Consider the following 23,428-nt stretch of genomic DNA (forward strand, 5'->3'; position numbering starts at 1 on the left):
AAATATTAAAGCCATTTTGCTTTTATATCCTTATATTTTGTTCTTCCGATAGGAATAAGCTCTCCATTTTTTAATTCTGCAATATACTTACTACCCGATTTTACAATAATTTCTTTTATCTCTGATATTTTTATCAAATATGATTTATGAATACGTTCAAAAGTATCTGGTAATAATTGTTGAAGTTTTTCAAGAGATTTATCATGCAATTCTTTTTTTCCGTTAGTAAGGAATAGTTCTGTATATGCACCTGCACCTTTTATAAACAATATATCTTCGATAGGGATCAATTGTATTCTCCCTTTTTTCTTAACAGCCAATAGTTTGACCTTATGGGTTTCTGTTTTTTCTTTTGATAAAACTCTGTTAAAGGCTTGCTCTAATCTACCTTTGCTAAATGGCTTAGGTACAAAGTCTAATACTCCATACTCAAAAGCTGATATTGCTCGTTCACTATTTGCAGAAATGATAACAGTATGAAATGATTCTGAAACTGCCGTGCCAAGGATGTCAAAACCATTTTCTCCATTAAGGTTTAAATCCAAAAGTACTAGATCGAGCGAATTACTTTTAATAAACTCCAGTGCTTCAGGCAGTGCTTCTACACGGTGCAACGAGCCTAGTGTGTTTGTAAAGAATTCTCTGGTCATTCTTTCAATTCTCTTGGCTATTCTGGCTTCATCTTCAACTATTAAGATATTCATAGGGCTAGTGGTCTATTTTTATACTGTTTTTCCAACCATTTGGTATAGCTTCAGAAGAAAAACTCCATTTCGAAGCATAGCTTTCTGTTAGTCTTGCTTTTATATATTTAATTCCGGTACCTTCTATTACCTTTTTTTCTGCATCTCTCACTTTGGCAATCGTTAAAAATGTATAGGTTTTATAAGTATCACCGGTTTCAAAAATTAATTTGAATGTTATACTATTATTATCATTAGGAAGGCTATGAGTTATTCCATTTTCTAATAAGGTATGTAATATTGCCGGAGGTATTTTTTGATCAGCATCTATATTTTCTTCTTCCCAATGATATTTTATTTCTTTTCGATACTCCATAATATTAAGATGTGTACGGCATAGTTCTATTTCCTGACCAATAGGAATTAAGGTTTGATTTTCTATTTGGTTAAAAAGTTTAAATTCCTGAGCCAGTGCTTCTATAAAAGCAACTCCTTTTTGTGGTGATTCTTCAACCCAATCTATCAATGAAGTTAGTGTATTCATTAAAAAATGTGGTTGAATATTCTTTTTTAGTAATTCTAGCCGAAGGCGAGTAGATTGTACCAAAGATTCTTCATAAGCGAGTCGTTGCTCTTTTGTTCTCACAGAGAGGATATAAAACATTCCTAGAAGGATAATACCAAAACCTGCAAAAAGACTGATATCATAATAAGTAATAGCATTTATGAGGGCACATATGAGCAATGCCAATAGTACTATGACAGCTCCTTTCATTCTTTTGTAGATCCCAAAAACCACTATCCCAAAAGAAAAAAACCACATGGTCATAGCCATGTTATAAGCAGTATAATCATGATTTTCATGTTGTATTGAAAATACAAATATCAGAACACCAATATATATGTATAAAATCATCTTTTGTCTAGGAAATGGAAATTGCAAAGAAAAATATAGTGGTGTCAAAATTGCAATAATAAAAGTTAGAACTCCTATAATTTCCAATCGAATATGATGTTGACTATAATGAATAGGAATATAGAATTTAACATATTCCATCATAATTAAAGCAAAAAAGAGAAAACAGTTAATGCTAAAGATTAGGATTGGATATCCTTTGTTTTCGCTTAAAAAAAGGAAAAAGAAATATAGCGAAGCTAATAAGAATGCACCCGCAAAAATATGCATAAAAGCTGTATTGATAAGCTCGGATCTTACCAAGTGATCATAATCATCTACATATACATAAAGTTTTCTCGAATGATCAGGATAATAATATAGACTAGTTCGTAATGCCAGTACGTGAGATCCTTTTGTTGCTAAAGTGTCAGGGATGCCAAAAGTCGCCCATAACTGACCAGACGGATCATGAGTAGTTTCTTGTCCCGGGTTTCCATTTTCACCAATGAGTACCCCGTCCCAAAAGACATCGTATTCTCCAAAAGTATTTATAAATACTCCATAATGCTGAAATGATTCGGGGGACTTTGTAATTTCAACCTCGGTTCTGGACCAAAAAACTTCTCCTTCCGTTACATCTGCTTTATTTTTCCATTGCTGGTCATTCCAGTTTTTGGTAGCCCATTCTGGGCGATCTCCTATTTTATATCGAGAATCGTTGGTTTTAGAAACACGATCTCTAGAACAAGAACTTACCAGCAGAACAGTGAATACTAAAAGGAAATAGTGTAATAATTTAAAATTCATGTATTGTAAAATAGTATCAAGTAAAATTAACTTAAAAACAGGACTTCTTAGAGTTGTTCAATCATATATAGAGCAGTTGATGAAAAATACCTTGAAAAGATACAGACTAAAACCGAGTTTTACTCTATCAATTAAAAATCGACAGTATGTGATATACCATGACCTATTAGATTAAAATGAAAATCTAAATGAATATTGGTAATTCCATCTGATAACTAAAAAAACAAGTACGTAAAACAGATGAGACAAAATTTAAAAGCCTTAATACTAGTTTGGTTTTCAATAACCTGTACTATGGCACAACAATCAAAAACAGGAAAAGCAGAAGTTACCGGAAAAGTAATTGAGAACGTGACAAATGAATCGTTACCATTTGCATCAGTAGTTTTAAAAGATGCAACACAACAATTAGTTGAAGGAGTAATCACCAACGAAGAAGGAGTGTATACCATTTTGGATATTCCTGTCGGAAATTACAATTTAGAGGTAACATATACCGGGTTTAAAGGACATTCACAACCATTAGAAATCAAAGAAAATCGTCAGAAAATAAATCTAAAACCAATCCTGTTATTAGAAGAAACAGTTTCGCTTGATGAAGTAAAAATTACTACCGAGGTATCACAAGTTTCTTTACGTTTAGACAAAAAGGTATTTAAAGTGGGTAAAGATATATTATCACAAAGTGGTTCGGTTACAGATGTATTAGGTAATGTACCATCGGTTGCAGTAGATCCATCAGGAACGGTACAATTAAGGGGTAATGCTAATGTTACTATTTTGATTAATGGCAGACGTTCTGGTTTAACATCTGCACAGGCATTAGAACAAATCCCTTCTGATAATGTAGATCGGGTAGAGGTCATCACTACTCCTTCTGCAAGGTACGATGCGTCTGGATCGGCAGGGATCATCAATATTATTCTTAAGAAGAATACTAAAGGAGGGCTAACAGGACAATTAAGAGGTGTTGTGGGAACCCCAGATGATTATAGATTATATGGTAGTTTTAGCTATAAAGCAGAAAAGTTTAATTTTTTTGCTAATGCCGGAATTCGATATACAGATTATGAAGGAGAGTATACCAAACAACAAAGATCGATTAGAAATAACACCACTGTATATTTAGACCAACGCGAGGATCAGGACAGACATGATGATGGAAAACTAATCTATGTTGGAGCAGATTACTATCTAAATAAAAATAATTCGATCACAGCTGCTTTTTTTAGAAATCAAACAGAAGATACAGATGAAACGAAACTTTCTTATGGATATACTTCTGCTACAACAGCAATTGATAGTATATTGACTACGCTAGGAAACTCTAAAGAAAAAAGATCCTATAACCAACTTGAAATGAATTATACCAAAACCTTTGCAAAAGAGGGAAGGAAATTAACTTTTGACCTACAGTATGATTTTTGGGATAGTACAAAAAAATGGAATGTTCGTACTCAAAAAGAGACTCCTATAATGACCCCAATATCAAATTTGAGAACAAAATCTACAAACAAAAATAATGATATTGTTTTACAATCTGACTTAGTAACTCCTTTTGGAGAAAAAACAAAATTGGAAATCGGAGCCAAATTTGAAAACAGGCATGTAACCGATGGATTTATTGCCGAAGAACTTGTAAATGATGATTATCAATTATTAGATAATCTGGATAATGAGATAGCATATGATGAACGAATTATTGGAGGGTACGTTCAATACGGAAGTAAGATTGGTAAGTTCAGCTATTTACTGGGGCTACGAATCGAAGATACTAATATTAAGATCAAAGATGAGGAGGGTAGTTTTAATAATACTAATACGTTTACTAATTTGTTTCCTACATTAAACTTAGGATATGCTATTGGTGAAAACACAAATTTTCAGTTAAGCTATAGTAAAAGAATAAACAGACCATCGCTATGGCAGTTAAATCCATTTTCTGAGCTTGAAGATTTTAACGCTCGATTTTTTGGTAATCCAACATTAAAATCTGCATTTACAGATGCTGTAGAGCTATCGCTTTTGCAAAAAGGAACCAAGTTCACCATAAACCCAAGTATTTACTATTCCTATACTACAGATGACACACAATGGTATACTACTCAGAATGATGATGGTGTTTTTGTAAGTACTATTATCAATTTAGATTTAGAAAAACGATATGGTTTTGAACTTTCGGCGTCGTACAATCCTTTAAAATGGCTTAGTTTTAATGGAGATTTTAATGCCTATCGCTTTGACCAGGAAGGTATAGCTGGCACACAAAAACTTGACTTTTCTGACGAAACATGGCAGACTTCTTTAAGTACTAGAATAAAACTTAAACATGGGATTTCAATTCAAAGTAGATTTAATCACCAGGGAGAAAGAGGTAATGCTCAATCCAAAAGAAAATCAATTTCTTATTTAAATCTTGGGGCAAGTAAAAAACTATTTAAAAATCGTGGAAACTTAATTTTTAATGTTAGTAATGTTTTTGATAGTCGTAAAACCCGAGAGGAGATAACTGGAACAGATTTTTTTGTAAACCAGATGAGAAGTCGTAATGGTGCGAGATGGTCATTGAGTTTTGTATATAAGTTTAATGGTAAATCCGGACACAAAACCCGACGAGTACAGCGAAGTAATAGAAATTAATCGGATACATAACTATATTATTGTTTATATAGTACAAAACATTATAATAATGAGAAATTACAACTTTATATTTTTAACACTTGTATTTGCACTATTTTTAAATGCTTGTAATACTAAAAATCATAAACCAAAAGGTGATGATTTACTAACTACAGAAGTATCTTATTTTGGTCAAAAACCTCCAGGCTTAATTCCTGAAATTTTTGCTCCTGGAATTATTTCAATAAATGGAAGATATGAACATGGTATTTCGTTTTCTCCTGATTTGGATGAAGTATATTTTTCAGCTAATAAAAAAGACGAAGATCCAAGTATATATTTTTCAAAATTCGAAGACAAAAAATGGACAAGTCCTAAAAAAGCAAACTTTACAAAAGGTAAAAAAGTTGGCGAAATGCATCCATTTGTTAGTCCTAATGGTAAAAAGATTCATTTTGCAGCTCATGACTCTTTTACATCGCCTCACCATAAAGAATCAGTTAAAACTTGGTATGTAAACCGTTTTGAGAATTCCTGGAGTGATGCTATACAGCTTGATTCGCCTATAAATGAAGATTTTGTTTTTTATTCGAATGAAGCGAAAAATGGAGATCTTTTTTATACCAATGTATCAAAACGAAAAATGTATTATGCGCCTAATAAAAATGGCAAATTTCCTCAAGTACACGAAGTTGGAATTGAATCTGGTTTTCATGGTTTTATTTCCCCGTCTCAAGATTTTTTAGTGGTAAATGCTAGAAACAAAGAAGATGATCAAAGAAAAAGCGATATATATGTCTATTTTAAGAAGAAAGACGGAACATGGACAAAACCAATTAACCTTGGAAATGAAGTAAATTCTAATTTTGCTGAAACATGCCCTAGTATTACTCCAGATGGTAAATTTTTGTTTTTTGGCAGATATAACGAAGAAGGAGGATTATCAAATTTTTATTGGGTAAGTACAGAGGTTATTGATAAAGTACGACCAGTTGATTAAAGAGTAACAATAAAATTTGTACACATATAATACTAATTATCAAATATCTGGCAATGCTATATAAAGAACAAGTAAAGCACCTAAAATTATAAGAGTACGAAGAAATGTAAAAATGATTTCAAAAGCCTTGCTATCCAGTAAGGCTTTTATTTTTTTGATCGTATTAAATCAAAAAACAGCACAAACTTGTTAAAACTCGATTCAATCTTGTCGTTTATCACAAAGCATTGAGAGCAACCACTTCGGTTATTAAATTTGAAGAGATATAAATACAAATTTTACAATTATGAGAATGCCTTTTTCAGAATTTATTACTAGTGGAGATTTAAAGTTCGTTGTTGCTTTTTGCATATGTACTGCTATAGCGGGGTATCATTTTTTCAAAAAACTAAAAACTAAAAAGGATGAGAAAAACCAGGAGTTGATAAAGCATCACAATCTAAAAATTGAGGCTGCTGCTTTTTGGGTACTTATTCTAAGTGTTTTGTCTTTATTATTGGGGCTGATGCACAGTTTCTATTTTATTGGAAAAACGGGAGGAATTGCCCCAGGATTAATCTTTCAAGGGATATCTAATACATTAATTACTCCTGTGTTAGGGGTTTGTTTATATATGATTTGTAGAATTTTGCATGGAATGAGTAATTCTAATCTATCAACATCTTAATTGCTCTTATGAAATACATAATTTTGTTTAACCTGTAGCGATTATTACTTCAATAACTGAATAATATTTGTTTTATAGATTTTCCCAATAGGAATAACATCATTACCAATAGATATCCTATTTCCTTCAATACTTTTAATGTGCTTTACAGCTACAGCAAATGATTTATGGACCTGTAAAAAATAATCTTTGGGCAATGATTCTAGCAGATCAGAAATTTTCTCTCTAACGGTTATAGTTTGGGTTGTGGTGATTACTTTGGTATAATTTCCTGCAGCTTCCATATATTGAATAGTATCAATAACTACTTGTATATACTTTTTGTTACTATGAAGAAAAATTGTTTCTGCTGTAGTACTATTTCCAGCTACTTCGGTTGGAGGTTGTACTCTAGTAGTGGTGCTTACCGCCTTGTTTACTGCTTTTAGAAATCGCTCGAAACCAAAAGGTTTTAGCAGATAATCAGAGATGTTGAGCTCATAACCTTCTAAAGCATATTCTTTATATGCTGTAGTTACAATAACTTTGGGAGGGGAGGGTAATGTTTTTAAGAACTCGAAACCTTTTAATTTTGGCATGTTGAGATCCAGAAAAATTAAATCTACCTGATTTTTGTTTAAGTATTCGAATGCTTCTAATGCATCATAGCAATTCTTCATCAATTTCATATTGGGTAATAAATCACAATACCCTTTAATAATATCATGAGCTATATGTTCATCATCAACAATTAAGTATTTGATCATAATTGATTTAGTATTAGTTGCGCTTTATAAACATCTTCAGTTACGGTATACGATATAGAATGTTTCTTAGGATACACAAGTTCAAGTCTTCGTTCCAAATTATTTAAACCAATTCCTGGTTGTTCAGTATTTTCTGATGGATCAAAATTATTCTCAACTTCAAAATGTATTTCATTTTCTTTGGCAATCATATTAACATCTACATAAGCATTCTCTCTTAAATTTTCTACACCATGCTTGAAAGCATTTTCTAAAAGTATAATAAATAGTAAAGGCATCACTTTATATCCTTCATTTTCAATCTGGAGATTAAAATTAACTTTTATTGCTTTATGATAACGCATCTTATGCAATTCTATATAATTTTTTAGATATGATACTTCTTCTTCCAGGGTAACCACGTCTTTTTGGCCATCATAAATACTATATCGCATCATATCAGACAGCTTAAGAATCAATTCTTTTGCTTTTTTTGAATCTTTATCTACCCAACCGTATAAGTTATTAAGCATATTAAAAAAGAAATGTGGGTTGACCTGGCTTTTTAAATGCAATAGTTCGGTTTTTGCTTTTTCATTTTTTAAAGTTAAAATCGATTTTATTTGTTTGAAAACCCATCGAATTGTTAAAAAAATGATTAGTGGAAAATAGATGAAGACTATAATAACCAATACATCATTGTTCTCATATTCTTCGAGTAATATCAAAATCCTTCCTCCACCAATTACAAAAGACCAAAAGACTATTTTTTTTATAACCGATTTAGAAATAGTGGGAGCTCCTTTTTTCTGGAGGTAGTAATTTCTGATAAGTACAATACCAAAGATTAAAATATAAATAAATAATAAAGTAAAAACTGCTGTAAATACGGGTTGATTTGGGTGAGATTCAAATATTCCGATAAAGCATGTTAATCCCGTTAGGACTGTGGTGATTCTAATTTCATTTTTTGACCATAGTCGAGAGGAATTTCTTTGTTTTTTTCTATTGAATAACCAGGAGAGCAGTAAATACCCAATACTACTAACTGCCAAAAAAACGAATAAGGTACCTGTAAGCTCGATACCCGAAGCCATACAGATTATTCCTATAAACCATAAAAAAATGGATATCCCAAGGGAGAATATCGTTCGTCTATATTTTCTAAATAATAACATCATATACCCAAAACTAGGGTAATAAAATGGTACAACCAAAGAAGTTGATAAACATACCTTATACAGGTTTCAACTTCGAGAAAAGTGTGATGAAGTCACTTAATACCTGTCAAAAGCCTTTGTGTCCCTAATCAAACCAAGCTTATCACATTTATCATAATACTACTTGGTTTGACTATTATGTTTGATCAAATAATTCAATCAAAATGAGCAGTCTTACAAATACTAACCATTATAAATTTCATTCATACATTATGAGAACACACGTATTTAACTTTGTTTATTCTTTCATACTACTACTAATATTTAGTACGGTCACCACAGCTCAAGAGCAAATTCCCAGTGACAGTATCCTAGGAAACTGGGATGGTAATATCGTTATTAATGAAAATAAATCAATTGGTATTATCTGGCGTTTCGAAAAATCAGATCAAGGTAAACTAATTGGTTTTATGGGACCAGCTTCTAAAGGAGTTGCAACATTACCAATGCAGCATATTGTTATTACCGATACAACACTCGGTTTTGAAATACATTCTGAAGGAAGCTATTCTGGTCAAATTTCAGAAAAAGGAATTACAGGTATCTGGAGTTCTAAAAGTGGAAAACAACTTACTTTAAATATGACTCGGGAATTGACCGAGGAACAGATTAGGAAACGATTCAATACAACCAAAACGGTTAAAAACTCAAATGATATCCATCAAAATATTAAACTCGGTAATGTAGAAGCTGTTAACATTTTTTTAGATAAAGGTAATGACATTAATGAGAGGTATGATAAAGGATATACGTTGCTTTTGTATGCTATAAAAAACGATAGAACTCATAAGATCGCCAAGTATTTATTGAATCGTGGTGCGAACCCAAATTTAGTTTCTGATGGTATTACACCACTAATGTATGCGGTAGCATATAGAAACTATACAATTATTAATGAACTCATCGATCATAAAGCAGAAATCAATTATGTGAGCAGTAAAAAACAAACTGCACTGGCAATTGCCATTAAAAGCAGAGATAAAGAAGCGGTTAAAGTGCTACTAAATCATGGAGCAGATCCCAGTATTAAAATCAATAATGAATACACAGCTATCGATTTAGCAAAAGAAGATAATATCAGAGACATTTTAGAAGTATTGAAAGTACCTTATAAAGAGCCTTCTGATGGCCCTTACGTAACCGAATCTGAAACAGAATCTGAAACAGAACGTATTGCTGTTTGGATAAGTGAAGGAAAAAAGCACACCAAAAAAATCAGCAATAAAACTCCTCATGTTATTGAATACAATGGGATGAAAGCAACTTTATGGGATAGTAATCCTGCCGAAGTAGAAAAACTAGAGTACAATGGTAAATTTAAAATTGCTGCTATTAGTGATATTCATGGGCAATACGATGTATTTATACAATTATTACAACGTAATGGTATTATCGATAAGAATCAAAAATGGAACTTTGGTAATGGTCATGTTGTCGTTACTGGGGATATTTTTGATCGAGGATCTCATGTGACCGAAGTACTATGGTTTTTGTATGACTTAGAAAAACAAGCAGAAAAAAGAGGAGGAAAACTACATGTATTATTAGGAAATCATGATGTAATGGTTCTTAATGGAAATTTACGCTCTGTGCATCCTAAATACAAGGACATTGCAAACATACTAGGTAAACCTTTAGCATCTCTTTTTGCTAAAGGCAGTGTTCTGGGAGATTGGTTAAGAACACGACCTGTTTTGGTTAAAATAAATAATCTTCTATTTACCCATGGCGGATTTCATCCGGATCTCGTATCAAAAGGGGTTTCAATCGATCAAATCAATAAAGAATTTAAACAACAGTTGGTAGTTAGTGAATTGCCCGAAGCACGTAATGATCTCGGCACTTTTCTACATAGAAATAATGGTCCTATCTATTATAGAGGGTATTTTCAGGGAGAACTGGCTACTACAAAACAAATTGATCAATTACTACAACATTTTGCGGTAACACATATCATTGTTGGCCATACTACACATAGACAGATTGAAACACGTTACCAGGGAAAAGTAATTGTGATTGATGCAAATATGAAAAGTGGAAAAATGGGTGAAATTCTATTGTGGCAATCTGGTGAATTTACTCGTGGAACCCTTTCTGGTGAAAAACTCCCTATAGTATCTGAAGAAAATTAATAGCTAAAAATAATACAGCACTGTATATCTCATTTAACAACTTCAATCAAAAAACGAACAATTATGGAATTAGTCATAAAAAACTTAACAAAGACATATAAAAACGGAGTAAAAGCCATTAACAACCTAAGCCTCGAAATAGGTACGGGAATGTTTGGATTATTAGGACCTAATGGTGCAGGGAAATCTACACTAATGCGAACTATTGCCACACTTCAGGAAGCAGATGAAGGTACAATCACTTTTGGGGATTTGGACGTATTAACTCAAAAAAATGAATTGAGAAAAGTATTAGGGTATTTACCACAAGAGTTTGGAGTATATCCTAAGGTATCTGCAGAAGTATTACTGAATCATTTGGCGGTACTTAAAGGATTGATAAATACTAAGGAAAGAAGAGAAGTGGTTAAGGCACTTTTATATAAAACGAATTTGTACGAACATAGAAAGAAGAATATGGGTGGTTTCTCTGGAGGAATGAAACAACGTTTTGGTATTGCGCAAGCATTACTTTCTAATCCAAAACTTATCATCGTAGATGAACCTACTGCTGGTCTTGACCCTGCAGAAAGAAACCGATTCTATAATTTACTAAGTGAGTTAGGCGAAAATACGGTTGTCATCCTTTCTACTCATATCGTTGATGATGTTAAAGAATTGTGTACAGATATGGCTATTGTTAATCGGGGAGAGGTGCTTCTGAAAGGAAATCCTGTACATGCTATCGAGCAATTAAAAGGCAGGGTATATAAAAAGATAATTGAGAAAAATGAATTAGAGAGTTACAAACAGCATCATGTGGTAATTGCAGAAAAATTCTTGTTAGGTAAACCCATCATTCATGTCCTTAGTGATAACGATCCGGGAGATGGATTTATACCTATTCAAGCAGATTTAGAAGATGTGTATTTCTCACAGATTTTTGGTGGAGATCAACATCAAAATGCATTACCATTATTATAAAAACAGATCTAATATTTTTCATTTCAATCTAATTTCAATAACATTATGTGGTACGAAATACTAAAATTCGAAATAAAGTACAGAGCCAAACGCCCTGATACCTATATATACTTTGCGATTGTGTTTTTATTTTCAATTGTAGCGGCAGATGTTCTTATGGATAAGAATTCTAGCTCCTTAGGTACAAACTCTCCTCTGGATATAGCAAGAATAATGGCAATTGTCTCAGCTTTTTTTACAATGATCACTTCTATGATTATGGGAGTAGCTGCTTTAAGAGATTTTGATCATAATATGGAGTCTCTGATGTTTATAAATCCAATCAAAAAACGAGATTATCTAATCGGGCGTTTTATTGGGTCATTCATTATATTATTATGTATTTTCAGTGGCTTGCTTTTTGGACTTATGCTAGGTCAATTTATGCCATGGCGAGACGCAGATATTATGTTACCTTTTAATTTCTGGCATTACTTACAACCCTTCTTATATCTGGTTATACCTAATATATTCTTTTGCGGGGCAGTTTTCTATGTTGGAGGCGCTTTAAGTCGAAAATTAATGGTAGTATATATTCAGGGGGTATTTTTGTTAATGGCGTATATCGTAACGCTTACATTATTACAAAACCCAGATCATCGTTTTTTTGCAGCTCTTCTCGACCCATTTTCTTTTCAAACTATTAGTATAGTAACTCAATTCTGGACCAAAGCAGAAAAAAGTACGTTAATGCTTCCTGTAGAAGGAGTACTGTTATATAACAGGTTGTTATGGATAGCAATAGGGATAATTACTTTGGCAATAGGATATTATAAGTTTAATTTCAATTTGATTAGAGGTAAAGCTTCAAAAAAGAAATTAATTGCTATTTCTGAGGAAGAAAATAAAACTATTGTAAGCAATACGAATAGTCTGGTTCCAAAGGCTGACCTATACTTTGGTACCAAAGCCAGTATATTTCAATTTTGGAAGCACGTTTTATTTAATTTTAAATCAATTCTTAAAGAAACTTCTTTCTGGGCCATTGTTTTATGCGGGGTGAGTATAATATTTATCAATTCTATTAATTTAGGAACCTCTTATGGTGTTAATAGTTATCCTGCCACATATATCATAGTAGAAGAACTTCAGGAACTATCGATATATTTCTTCTTAATGATTCTTTTATTTTATTCTGGAGAACTTGTCTGGAAAGAGAGGGACACGAAATTAAGTGGTATTTATGATGCTATCCCAATGTCTGATTTTATCAATTTGGCTTGTAAATTTATTGGACTTATGCTCATATATGTAGTGTTAATGGTAACTCTAATACTTTCAGGTATTGTTTTTCAAACTCTTAGTGGGTATTACAACTATGAATTGGATGTGTATTTTATAGGATTTTTTATTGAAATTTTCCCTTTTCTTATTCTTTTAACATTTGTTTCCTTTTTCTTCCAGGTGCTAACAAACCATAAATTCCTAGGACATATTATGGTTGTTATCTTCTTCTTTGTTGCTTTTATTTTATTAGAAGTATTAGAATTAGATCATGGATTATACACTTTTGGTGCGGGTGATTTAGGAACATATTCAGATATGAATGGTTATGGACATTATCTATGGCCCTATATAAGTTTCAAAATATATTGGATATTATTTTCTATTATTCTGTTTATTGTTGCTGTCATCTTTTCGGTGCGGGGAACAGAAACACAAATGAAAAAACGTTGGAAACTAAGTAAACAACGATTGACAAAACCTTTGATAAAGCTAGGAACCGTTACTATTTTAATCTTTATCTTATTAGGAAGTTACATTTTTTATAATACTAATGTTCTTAATGAATATTCATTTCCGAAGGAAGAGAACATGTATAGAGTAAATTATGAGAAAAAACTTAAGCATTTTGAGTATTTGCCACAACCAAAAATTGTAGATGTAAACCTAAAAGTAGATCTTTTTCCATCTGATAGAGATTATACGGCAGAAGGGTATTATGTATTGACTAATACTCATGATACAGCTATTAATGAGGTTCATATTCAAAAACTACCAAATTATCAGGTAGCAATCGAATATATCAAATTTGAAAAAGGAGCTACCATAAATAATGATAATGAAGAGTATAGTTATTATATCTATACATTAAATGAACCTCTGAAACCTGGAGATTCTCTTAAAATGGAGTTTAAACAAACATTTACCACAAATGGTTTTGTTGAGAAATCAGGCACAAGAATCATTTATAACGGAACATTTTTCGACAATTTTCATTTTCCAACATTGGGATACAATAGAAGCCATGAATTACGTGATGATGATGAGCGTAAGAAACATGGCTTGAAACCCAGAGATAGAAGAGCCAAAATAGATGATCCATATGCAATTAAAGAAGGGTTGTCTAAAGGTGATGGAGAAGAAATTAATTTTGAAATAGTTATAGGTACTGATAATGATCAAATCGCTATTGCTCCCGGGTATTTACAGAAAAAATGGAAAGAAAATAATCGTAGTTATTTTCATTATAAAATGGATAAACCCATGTCTAATTTTTATTCTATTGTTTCTGCCAGGTACGAAGTATTAAAAGATAAGTGGATGCCTACTCATGATAGTTTGGGTAATGCCGTTGATCTTGAAATTTATTATCACAAAGGACATGAGTATAATTTGAAAAGAATGATGAAAGGAATGAAAATGTCTTTTGATTATTTTAGTGAGCATTTCGGACCATATCAATACAAGCAAATGCGAATATTAGAGTTTCCTCGTTATCAGACCTTTGCCCAATCTTTTCCAAACACAGTACCTTTTTCTGAAGGGATCGGATTCTTGTTGAAGATTGACGATAAAGATGATGTAGATATGGCTTTTTATGTAACTGCACACGAACTGGCACACCAATGGTGGGGCCACCAGGTAAATCCTGCATCTGTGCAAGGAAAATCAATGATATCTGAAGCTTTGGCACAATATTCTGCCATTATGGTACTAAAAGAGGCTTATCCCGAAGAGAAAGTAAGGCGATTTATTCGAACACAAATGAACCGCTATCTAATCGGAAGGGCAGGAGAGCAAATAAGTGAAACGCCTTTGTCGTTAGTAGAATCTGGGCAAGAATATATTCATTATGGTAAAGGATTGGTTAATCTATATGCATTGCAGGATTATATCGGAGAAGATAGAGTAAATCTCGCCTTAAGAAATTTTATTAGAGATTGGAACAGCTACGATGGTCTATTAAAAACAAAGACAGAAAGATATCCAACTACAAGAGATTTACTTCGTTATTTTAGAGAAGTCACACCAGATAATCTACAATATATTATTGTTGATTTATTCGAAACAGTGACACTATATGAAAATAAAACAACCAAAGGAGTATATGAAGAGCTTTCAAAAAATAAATATGAAGTAAACCTAACAGTAGATGTTACAAAATACCGTATTGATAATAAAGGAATAGAAAAATCTATATCGACACAAGATTGGATTGATATTGGTATCTATGGAGAAGGATCTGATGGAAAAGAAGAGTTGATCTATTTAGAGAAACACAAAATTACAGACCAGATAACACAATTAGAGATTCTTGTAAATAAAAAACCTGTCAAAGCAGGTATTGACCCGTTGAGTAAACTAATCGACAGAAAAATTGAAAACAATCTACAAATGCTTACCAAGGCGAAGTAAAATAACAAGATCGTTTGATTATAAAAACAATTAAATTAACCTCTGCAGTATCTAACTGTAGAGGTTAACTTTCTTAGAATTTCAGATTAATAAATTAAAATCCGATTCCACCACCGCCATTACACTGTATTGCAGTAACATATATTGTTGCATAACTACTACCATATTGATTGGTAGTTTTGAGTGTAATCGTATAATTACCGGCTTGATTAGCAATCATAGTTATTATGTGTCCCGGGCTAACATTGGTATCTACATAAAGATTGGGTGAATTAGAAGTGAGTTCATAAGTATCTGCTCCTGGGGATACAGGTAGCATATATGGATCTTGCTGAACAAAAACATTTGTACATATTGTTGGATCAGGAAATCTGGTATATGCTTTTGGTAATCCTACCCAGGCAACTGGATATAAGTATTCTATAGCAGTGATATCACCAGCACTAAAATTGTTTATAGTACAGGCTTGTCCTCCATTCATTACAGATTGTGCATCTGTTCCTGGTGTTCCCGGGATTAAACTTCCAAAAGCCTGATTGGTGTGGGTAATACCCAGATTATGCCCTAATTCATGTTGTACATTAGAGATTCTCATATTTTGGGTTATAGGTCCACCACAAAAGACATTAGATGCAAAATCAGGATTTATCCATATTCTTACCCCCGGCAAGCCGTTAGCTGTAGGAAATTCTCCTCTTCCAAAAACATTGTTAGCCAAAGTAACACTAGGATCTTGAGAATCATACATAATTCGAATGTGTGCATTAGCTGTAGATGCTGTAATATTTAAATTGAGACTAGAATTAAGAGCATTCCAACGATTAATAGCAGCTGTAGATGCATTTCTCCAAGCCAAATTCATTCCCGGATTTATATATACATTAATATTACTAATCGTTACAGAGTTAGGATGTCGTCTTTGTTTAGTTACAGGGTCTATTGATTGAGAATGGTATTTTTTGTTTTTGTAAAAAACAATATCTCCATCAACCAAATAATAGCTTCCTTGATCTTCAATAACGTTTTCTGAAAACCCTAAGTTAACTATGGTTTTAAATACAGAATCGTTTCCATTTTCTACCAAATTTTCGTTGTCTGGTAAGCTATCTTTTGAACATCCAAAGAGAAGGATGAAAAGGTAGCTTAAAATTAATAGGTTTTTTAATGAGTTTTTCATTTTAAGAGTATTTTGGTTATGCCTTACTTTGTTTTTAGGAGTGTTCAGGTCAAATTATTCTCCTTTTTCATAAAAATACTTACTAATATTTATTTTATTTCGATTAAGCATCCCAAATACTTTTATACTTCTAAAAAAATAGGGGGATTTACCTCTTTTTTTAGAAGTAGATTTTTATTAAATTTAAATACTTCAATCGTCTTGTAATATCACCCTGATTTTATAGTAACAGCAATAAAAAGTAATTTCTAAAATGAGTATACAAAAACAAATCATGGGGGGCTTTTCTACTACATCTAATATTTCCCTACATGATGAAGAAAATATAAAAAGAACAACTCGTTTTTTTACTACAGCAAATGAAATTTTAGAAAACGCAATCAATGACCCGCAACGCAAATTAAAGAATAAATTTACTGCTGATGGTCTTATAAAAAAAGAGCTCATATCTGATGCCACTGTTCATGATAATTATGCAGGAAAACCTATAGAAAGACCAGTTGTCGATTTGGTTCAACAGGGTGGTGGAATGTATGGGATTGCATTATTAGGGTATACTTATATTATGGAAAAGATAGGTATTCGTTTTTATAGTCATGGAGGAACAAGTGCTGGAGCAATCAATGCTTTATTTTTGGCATCTATTCCTAATGCTATATATGACGAAGATTCAAAATTTCAATATAATGATAAACCACATCAAGCTACTAAGTCTGAAATCCTTACACATATCATTGCAAATACAGATTTTAGTAAGTTCATGGAGAAAAATGGAATAATAGGGTGGTTACAGCAAAAATTACTTAGAAACTACAAGTCTATTATTTTAAAACTTTTTTTAGGTGTTTTTTCTATTGGGTTTCTTGTAGGGATATATGGCCTTTTTGGTATTGTTTTTAATATTGCAAACGGAATCTCGGGAACAGAACTTCGACTTTTTGATTTTATAATAGGAACGCTAAATGTAGCTGCGCTTTTGCTATTTATTTATATCCTTTTTGTAAAAATATTAGACAAGGATTTTGGTATTAACACTGGGGAAAGATTTTATAGTTGGGCAGAAAATCTTCTATTATCTATAGAAATAGAAACCAAAAATGATCTTACAAAAAGAATGGGACAGGTGCAATTGGTTAAAGCTAAAAAAGGTGATAAACCGCGATTAGTACTAATTACTTCTAATTTAACTCATAATCGTATTGTGAAATTTCCTGAGAGAGCAGATGATTACTGGACTACTCCTGGAAATATAAAACCTGCAGCATTTTTAAGAGCAACGATGTCGATTCCTTTTATTTATAAAAATTTTACTCCGGGTAAAGAACACTACAAAAATGAAAAGAATGCAGAAAATTTAGTAAAACTTAATGCAAGGTTTGTAGATGGAGGGATGCTCTCTAATTTTCCTATTCGCGAATTTCATAGAAAAGACAATGTTGTGCCAAGATTTCCAACCTTTGGTGTTCTTCTTAGTGAGAGAATAGTGGGTGATCAAAAAGAAAATAAAGATCCAGCAAAAAACATAAAACCACTAGAAGATATTACTTTAATTGGATATGTCACATCTTTCATAAGTACATTCAGAAATTTTTATGATAATGATTTTCTATTTAATAATAGAGAAATCGAGAAAAGGGTAGTGACAGTAGATACAAAAGATCATAATTGGTTAGACTTTTGGATGGATGATGTAGAAAAAGCAAAGCTATTTAATAAAGGTGTTGATGCTGCGATTAGGCAAATTGAACAATTTGACTGGAAAATCTATAAAGATATACGCGAAGAAAAAATTAAAAACCTGAATTAATGAAAAAGCTAAAATTTTATAGTAACCTATGGAAAATCAGTGTAGTACTAGTTGTGATATTAGGTGTCTTGTTTGCGTATATTCCATCAATACAAGTAGAGAATCTTATCAATATTCAATTTTCCAATTCTTTAATAGAGTTTAATGAATTAGTAAAAAAACCATTGTATTTCGAGAATAATACATATTATGATTTTGTTTTTATTATAGCATATTCATTTCTTTTCTATTATTCGTTGCGAGTTTTTGAGAAAACTTTAAGCTTAACACTTAGCCCTTGGTTTTTTATTATTTGTTTTATCCCTGGGATATTTGATAGTATAGAAAATATATCTGGTTTGTATTTAGTGGATTTGATTAGTAATAGCACTAGTAAAAATACATCCAATATTTTTTCTGTTTTTTATTGGTTTGTTAGGCTGAAATGGGTTTTTGTGATCTTCTTTATATTAATGACAGTAACGATTTCACTTTATTATTTTGTATTAATTATGGAAAGATGGATCGAAATTCTTTTTTTTCCTAAAAAAGCAAAGTGATTAAATGTCTTTTGTCTACAAATATTAACACCGAATCTCATATCAAAAATACCTTTTTATTGGTATTTTTGATGTAATACACTGAAAACAGTCTATTAAATTAAGAACCAACTACAAAATATAAATATATAACCATGAAAACATTTAAAATGAGTACTAATTCTGAGGTAAAACTTAATGTAAAAATTAGTACCGAAGCCTTGGTAGGTACCAATGTTAAATTAGATAGTAAGATCCTAAAAAAGAGTAGCACATACAACTTCTCTACCAACTTAGGTAATAGTACTGATATCGTAAATAAAAAACTTAATGTAGTAACAAATTGCTTTGTAACCGATGAAAATATTGATCCAATCTTAGAAAATACTGTTTTTAAGATTACTCTAAAAGATGATGGGAATGAACAAAGTTATGAAGGTAAAAAACTAAAAATTGATGATGAGTTTTTCATTGTTTTTATTGTTGTTGAACTAGTAAAAAATTAAAACAATGAACCACAAATCTATCTTATATATAATTCTATGTGTATGTCTATCATTTTCTGGTTGGACACAAGAAGGCAAAACGGATCAAAACCTGAGCGATTTTACAATGAGTAATCCAAGTTCTCCTGCGTTTTCATTAGTAGGAGAATCTCCAACAGAAATTTATACACCTACTAATCTTAAAGCATTAGCACTACACGTATTCAATAACTTTGGAGAAAGCTTTTCTATAGAAGTAGCTCCTTACTTTTTTATCAATCGAAAGAGCAAGAACAGAACCTACTATAAATATATTGGTATAGAAGAGGATCAAACCACAGGAGAGGTAAAGCAAAAACCATTTAGAGGATTAAACACAACAACTTTATCTTTTGCTTATGTTGATAAAGAATTTGAAGGTATTGTAGGTAAAAGAAAAACTTATGCGGTAGGATTACGTACAACTTTGTTACGTTTTTATGATAAGGACAAAATATACGAAGAAGCAAAAAAAGTTGGTGATATTCTTAAAAATCTTGATAATCCTCCTGTTGATATATTAGCAGATGCTAGCGGAGATGATCCTGTAAAACGAGCAATAGCAGAGAAAGCCATTATCGAGCATTATAAAAAAGAAAAAGAGAGAATACGCCCACAATTAAAAGAGTTTAAAAAGACAGTTAAGCCCTATGTTAGTGTAGATGGCGCTATTGGATATAGCGCATTGTTTAAGGGAGATAAAATAGATTCTGGTACTGCTAATCGTCTTGGGAGCTGGATTACAGGACAAGGAAGTTTGGTTCTAAATGAAGGATCAGATAGTGAACGAAATAACTATCTAAATGTACTAGTAACTGCCAGGTATATTGAGGATGAATTTAATATTGATGCAAATGACCAATTCTTTAAAACGTTTTATCGGGATCTGGGAGCAAAAGTAGAACTTGAAATAGATCGATTTTCACTGGCATACGAATATATTTCTCGTAGCGGAAGCATAAATAGTGAACGTTCTGTAGGGACTTTAAAATACACGCTTTCGAAAGATATTACATTGATTGGTGGCTTTGGAAAAGATTTCCCTGTAGATGATAATTTGGTTACTGTATTTGGAATAAATTGGGGAGTAAATTTTGGAGGTAAAGTTGCTATGAAAGAATAATGATTATAATAACTACTACAAATCGCAAGTAATCAATTTTTTTAATAAAAAAAGAAGTAAAACCCTATGAATGCTGTACACCAGTTAATTCAAACTATTGATTCTGCAATTGCCAGTATCCAAAATCGTGATGATTATAAAGTTATAAAGTTTAATGCAGAGGGAAATGAATTAACAGCCTCAGAAGTTGTTAATTACTTTAATCAACTTAAACAAGCCGCTTTGGTATCACAAGAAACCCAAAAAAACATATCGAATACTCAATTACAAGAGGCTTCTATAATTACAACTACCATTATCAAAAGTAACAAGTTAATAATATCTGATGGGCAACTAGATCTTAATCGTACAATTTCTCCAAGCTCTGCAATAGAAGAAAATGTAACCTTACAAGCTATGCTTACTGCTATTCTAGACTATAAAAATGTATAACCTTAAATTTCTACATATAATTTTTAGTACTACTCATTCATAGAGATAAAAGGTAATGTGAAATGTGTTGTTTTAGAACAATAAATGGGTCTGGAAACTAATAATTATATTTTTTTTATACATTTTTCACATTTTATAATCTAAATTGTGGCAACAATTTTAAAAGAGGCTTATTAAAAACTAATTTTAAATACTTTATGAAAACTAAATTCATTTATTCACTTCTAATTTTTACAATGTTTTTTATGGCATGTAATACAGAAAAAAAACCTGATTTAGAACCCTATGAATCCATCGAAGCTCCTGTAGCCAAAAAGGTTGCCGAAGAGTTAAAAGCGCACGGAGATACACGTATCGATAATTACTTTTGGATGCGTCTAAGTGATAAGCAAAAAAATGCTGAAACACCTGATGCGCAGACTCAGGATGTACTGGATTATCTTAATGCAGAGAACCATTACAAGGATGAGGCAATGAAACATACAGAAGGTTTGCAGAAAAAACTGTATGATGAAATTGTAGGACGTATTAAAAAAGACGACTCTTCTGTTCCTTACAATGATAATGGTTACTCGTATTATACTCGATATGAAAAAGGCATGGATTATGCTTTATACTGTCGTAAGAAAATAGAAGACAATGGTAAAGAAGAAATTATGCTTAATGGACCAGAACTGGCAAAAGATCATGCTTACTATGCTATAGGAGGTCGATCTGTAAGTCCGGATAATAAACTTTTGGCCTATAGTGTAGATACCGTTTCACGACGTCGTTATGTAGTTTATTTTAAGAACTTAGAGTCAGGAGAAATACTTTCTGATGAACTTAAAAATACAGGAGGAGGAGCTGTGTGGGCAAATGATAATAAAACTGTTTTTTATGCTTCTAAAGACCCTGTAACACTTAGACAAGATAAAATATATAAACATGTATTAGGAACAGATCAATCTGAAGATGAGTTAGTTTTTCATGAAAAAGATGAAACTTTTAGCTGTTTTATATTTAAATCTAGATCCGATAAATATCTTATGATTGGTAGTAATCAGACGCTATCTACAGAGTATCAATATTTAGATGCCAATACTCCTAATGATGAATGGAAGATCATTCAGCCTAGAGAAAGAGATTTAGAATATGGTGTTGATCATTATGATGGTCATTTTTATATAAGAACGAATCTTGATGCTAAGAATTTTCGTTTAGTAAAAACACCCGTTACAGCTACTACTAAGGAAAACTGGGTAGATGTTATTCCACATCGCGAAGATATTCTACTACAAGGCTTTGTGCTTTTTAAAGAACATTTGGTTTTACAAGAACGTGTTAATGGATTACGTACTATTCGTATTATGAAATGGAATGGAGATAATGATCATTATATCGAGTTTAATGATCCGGCATATGTGTCATATCCTACTACTAATCTAGATTTTGATACCAATATTTTACGATATGGATACACCTCTTTAACGACTCCTAATAGTACTATCGAGTATAATATGGATACTAAGGAACGAAAAGTATTAAAAGAAGAAGAAGTAGTAGACCCAAATTTTTCTAAAGACAACTATGTATCAGAACGTCTTTATGCAACAGCAAGAGATGGTGTAAAAGTTCCTATTTCTTTAGTATATAAAAAGGGAGTACAAAGAAATGCTAATACTCCTTTGTTACTCTACTCTTATGGTTCATACGGAAGCAGTACTGAGCCATTTTTTAGATCTAACAGACTTAGTTTATTAGATAGAGGTTTTGTATATGCCATGGCGCATATTAGAGGAGGACAGGAAATGGGAAGGCATTGGTATGAAGATGGAAAGCTACTTAAAAAGAAAAATACATTTACCGATTTTATTGATTGTGGAGAATTTTTGGTAAAAGAAGGTTTTACAAGTGCAGAACATATGTATGCAATGGGTGGTAGTGCCGGTGGTTTATTGATGGGAGCTGTGTTAAATATGAAACCCGAACTATGGAACGGTGTTGTAGCAGCTGTACCATTTGTTGATGTAGTCTCTACTATGATGGACGAAACTATACCGCTAACCACTTTTGAATTTGATGAGTGGGGAAATCCTAAGAATAAAGAATATTATGAGTATATGAAATCGTACTCTCCCTATGATAATGTTGAAGCAAAAGCATATCCAAATATGTTGATCACAACAGGATATTGGGATAGCCAGGTACAATATTGGGAACCTGCAAAGTGGATTGCTAAATTGCGTGAATTGAAAACCGATGATAATCTCCTTATCATGGATTGTGATATGGAAACAGGTCACGGAGGTGCTTCAGGACGTTTTCAACGTTACAAACGTACTGCTCTTTCTTATGCCTTTATGATGGATCTTGAAGGAATGAAGGAATAAATATTATAGTAAATAAAAACAAAAGCCAGTAAGAACACATTCTTACTGGCTTTTGTTTTCATCTTTATTTTACAATTATAAAG

General features: G+C 32.0%; 17 protein-coding genes. 12 read left to right on the forward strand and 5 right to left on the reverse strand.

All coding sequences use genetic code 11. From position 1 onward, the window contains the following. Positions 1–5: 5 nt before the first annotated feature. Together NNL09_RS20130 and NNL09_RS20135 are read right to left on the reverse strand one after the other, a co-directional pair. Positions 6–704, reverse strand: coding sequence for a LytTR family DNA-binding domain-containing protein (locus NNL09_RS20130; protein ID WP_025663875.1), 699 nt, complete (start codon positions 702–704; stop codon positions 6–8). 4 nt (positions 705–708) lie between these two features. Next, a complete protein-coding gene (locus NNL09_RS20135; protein WP_025663876.1) occupies positions 709–2,388 on the reverse strand; it encodes a histidine kinase in 1,680 nt (559 codons plus the stop codon). Between the two features lie 240 nt (positions 2,389–2,628). Here NNL09_RS20135 and NNL09_RS20140 point away from each other — a divergent pair, with 240 nt between their 5' ends. From NNL09_RS20140 to NNL09_RS20150, 3 genes are all read left to right on the forward strand, one after another. After that, positions 2,629–5,028, forward strand: a complete 2,400-nt coding sequence (locus NNL09_RS20140; protein ID WP_196910146.1) for a TonB-dependent receptor domain-containing protein — start codon at positions 2,629–2,631, stop codon at positions 5,026–5,028. A gap of 49 nt (positions 5,029–5,077) precedes the next feature. Further along, positions 5,078–6,007, forward strand: coding sequence for a PD40 domain-containing protein (locus tag NNL09_RS20145; RefSeq protein WP_196910145.1), 930 nt, complete (start codon positions 5,078–5,080; stop codon positions 6,005–6,007). A gap of 286 nt (positions 6,008–6,293) precedes the next feature. Next, the gene (locus tag NNL09_RS20150) at positions 6,294–6,674 is read left to right on the forward strand and encodes a hypothetical protein (protein WP_196910144.1); all 381 of its coding nucleotides are present in this window, start codon (positions 6,294–6,296) and stop codon (positions 6,672–6,674) included. Between the two features lie 44 nt (positions 6,675–6,718). Here the strand turns inward: NNL09_RS20150 and NNL09_RS20155 are convergent, their stop codons facing one another. Next, on the reverse strand, positions 6,719–7,420 hold the full coding sequence (locus tag NNL09_RS20155; protein WP_196910143.1) for a LytTR family DNA-binding domain-containing protein: 702 nt from the start codon (positions 7,418–7,420) through the stop codon (positions 6,719–6,721). Next, positions 7,417–8,496 carry a sensor histidine kinase gene (locus NNL09_RS20160; RefSeq protein ID WP_196910325.1) on the reverse strand — a complete coding sequence of 360 codons (1,080 nt, stop codon included), beginning with the start codon at positions 8,494–8,496 and terminating at the stop codon, positions 7,417–7,419. The genes NNL09_RS20155 and NNL09_RS20160 overlap by 4 nt, the downstream gene beginning before the upstream one ends. Before the next feature lie 335 nt (positions 8,497–8,831). Between NNL09_RS20160 and NNL09_RS20165 the strand changes: the two genes are divergently transcribed. The 3 genes from NNL09_RS20165 to NNL09_RS20175 all read left to right on the forward strand — a co-directional run bounded on the left by NNL09_RS20165 (position 8,832) and on the right by NNL09_RS20175 (position 15,392). Then, complete coding sequence (locus NNL09_RS20165; protein ID WP_196910142.1) at positions 8,832–10,751, forward strand: ankyrin repeat domain-containing protein; 1,920 nt, start codon at positions 8,832–8,834, stop codon at positions 10,749–10,751. A gap of 63 nt (positions 10,752–10,814) precedes the next feature. Continuing rightward, complete coding sequence (locus NNL09_RS20170) at positions 10,815–11,714, forward strand: ABC transporter ATP-binding protein (RefSeq protein WP_196910141.1); 900 nt, start codon at positions 10,815–10,817, stop codon at positions 11,712–11,714. A gap of 45 nt (positions 11,715–11,759) precedes the next feature. Further along, positions 11,760–15,392, forward strand: a complete 3,633-nt coding sequence (locus tag NNL09_RS20175; protein WP_196910140.1) for a M1 family aminopeptidase — start codon at positions 11,760–11,762, stop codon at positions 15,390–15,392. A gap of 94 nt (positions 15,393–15,486) precedes the next feature. Here the strand turns inward: NNL09_RS20175 and NNL09_RS20180 are convergent, their stop codons facing one another. Continuing rightward, positions 15,487–16,569 carry a M57 family metalloprotease gene (locus tag NNL09_RS20180; RefSeq protein WP_196910139.1) on the reverse strand — a complete coding sequence of 361 codons (1,083 nt, stop codon included), beginning with the start codon at positions 16,567–16,569 and terminating at the stop codon, positions 15,487–15,489. Between the two features lie 253 nt (positions 16,570–16,822). Between NNL09_RS20180 and NNL09_RS20185 the strand changes: the two genes are divergently transcribed. From NNL09_RS20185 to NNL09_RS20210, 6 genes are all read left to right on the forward strand, one after another. Continuing rightward, positions 16,823–18,376 carry a patatin-like phospholipase family protein gene (locus NNL09_RS20185; protein ID WP_196910138.1) on the forward strand — a complete coding sequence of 518 codons (1,554 nt, stop codon included), beginning with the start codon at positions 16,823–16,825 and terminating at the stop codon, positions 18,374–18,376. Continuing rightward, on the forward strand, positions 18,376–18,915 hold the full coding sequence (locus NNL09_RS20190; protein ID WP_196910137.1) for a hypothetical protein: 540 nt from the start codon (positions 18,376–18,378) through the stop codon (positions 18,913–18,915). Before NNL09_RS20185 ends, NNL09_RS20190 begins: the two co-directional genes overlap by 1 nt. A gap of 134 nt (positions 18,916–19,049) precedes the next feature. Further along, positions 19,050–19,400, forward strand: a complete 351-nt coding sequence (locus NNL09_RS20195; RefSeq protein ID WP_196910136.1) for a hypothetical protein — start codon at positions 19,050–19,052, stop codon at positions 19,398–19,400. A gap of 4 nt (positions 19,401–19,404) precedes the next feature. Further along, positions 19,405–20,541 (forward strand): hypothetical protein, encoded by a 1,137-nt coding sequence (locus NNL09_RS20200; RefSeq protein ID WP_196910135.1) that lies wholly within the window; start codon positions 19,405–19,407, stop codon positions 20,539–20,541. A gap of 66 nt (positions 20,542–20,607) precedes the next feature. Then, entirely contained in the window at positions 20,608–20,973 is a 366-nt protein-coding gene (locus tag NNL09_RS20205; protein ID WP_196910134.1) for a hypothetical protein, read from the forward strand. Positions 20,974–21,218: 245 nt separating this feature from the next. After that, positions 21,219–23,345: a S9 family peptidase gene (locus tag NNL09_RS20210; RefSeq protein WP_231389111.1), complete on the forward strand. Its 2,127-nt coding sequence runs from the start codon at positions 21,219–21,221 to the stop codon at positions 23,343–23,345. Positions 23,346–23,428 lie beyond the last annotated feature (83 nt).

This window comes from Aquimarina sp. EL_43 (assembly GCF_943422735.1).
In the GTDB taxonomy this organism is placed as follows: domain Bacteria; phylum Bacteroidota; class Bacteroidia; order Flavobacteriales; family Flavobacteriaceae; genus Aquimarina; species Aquimarina megaterium.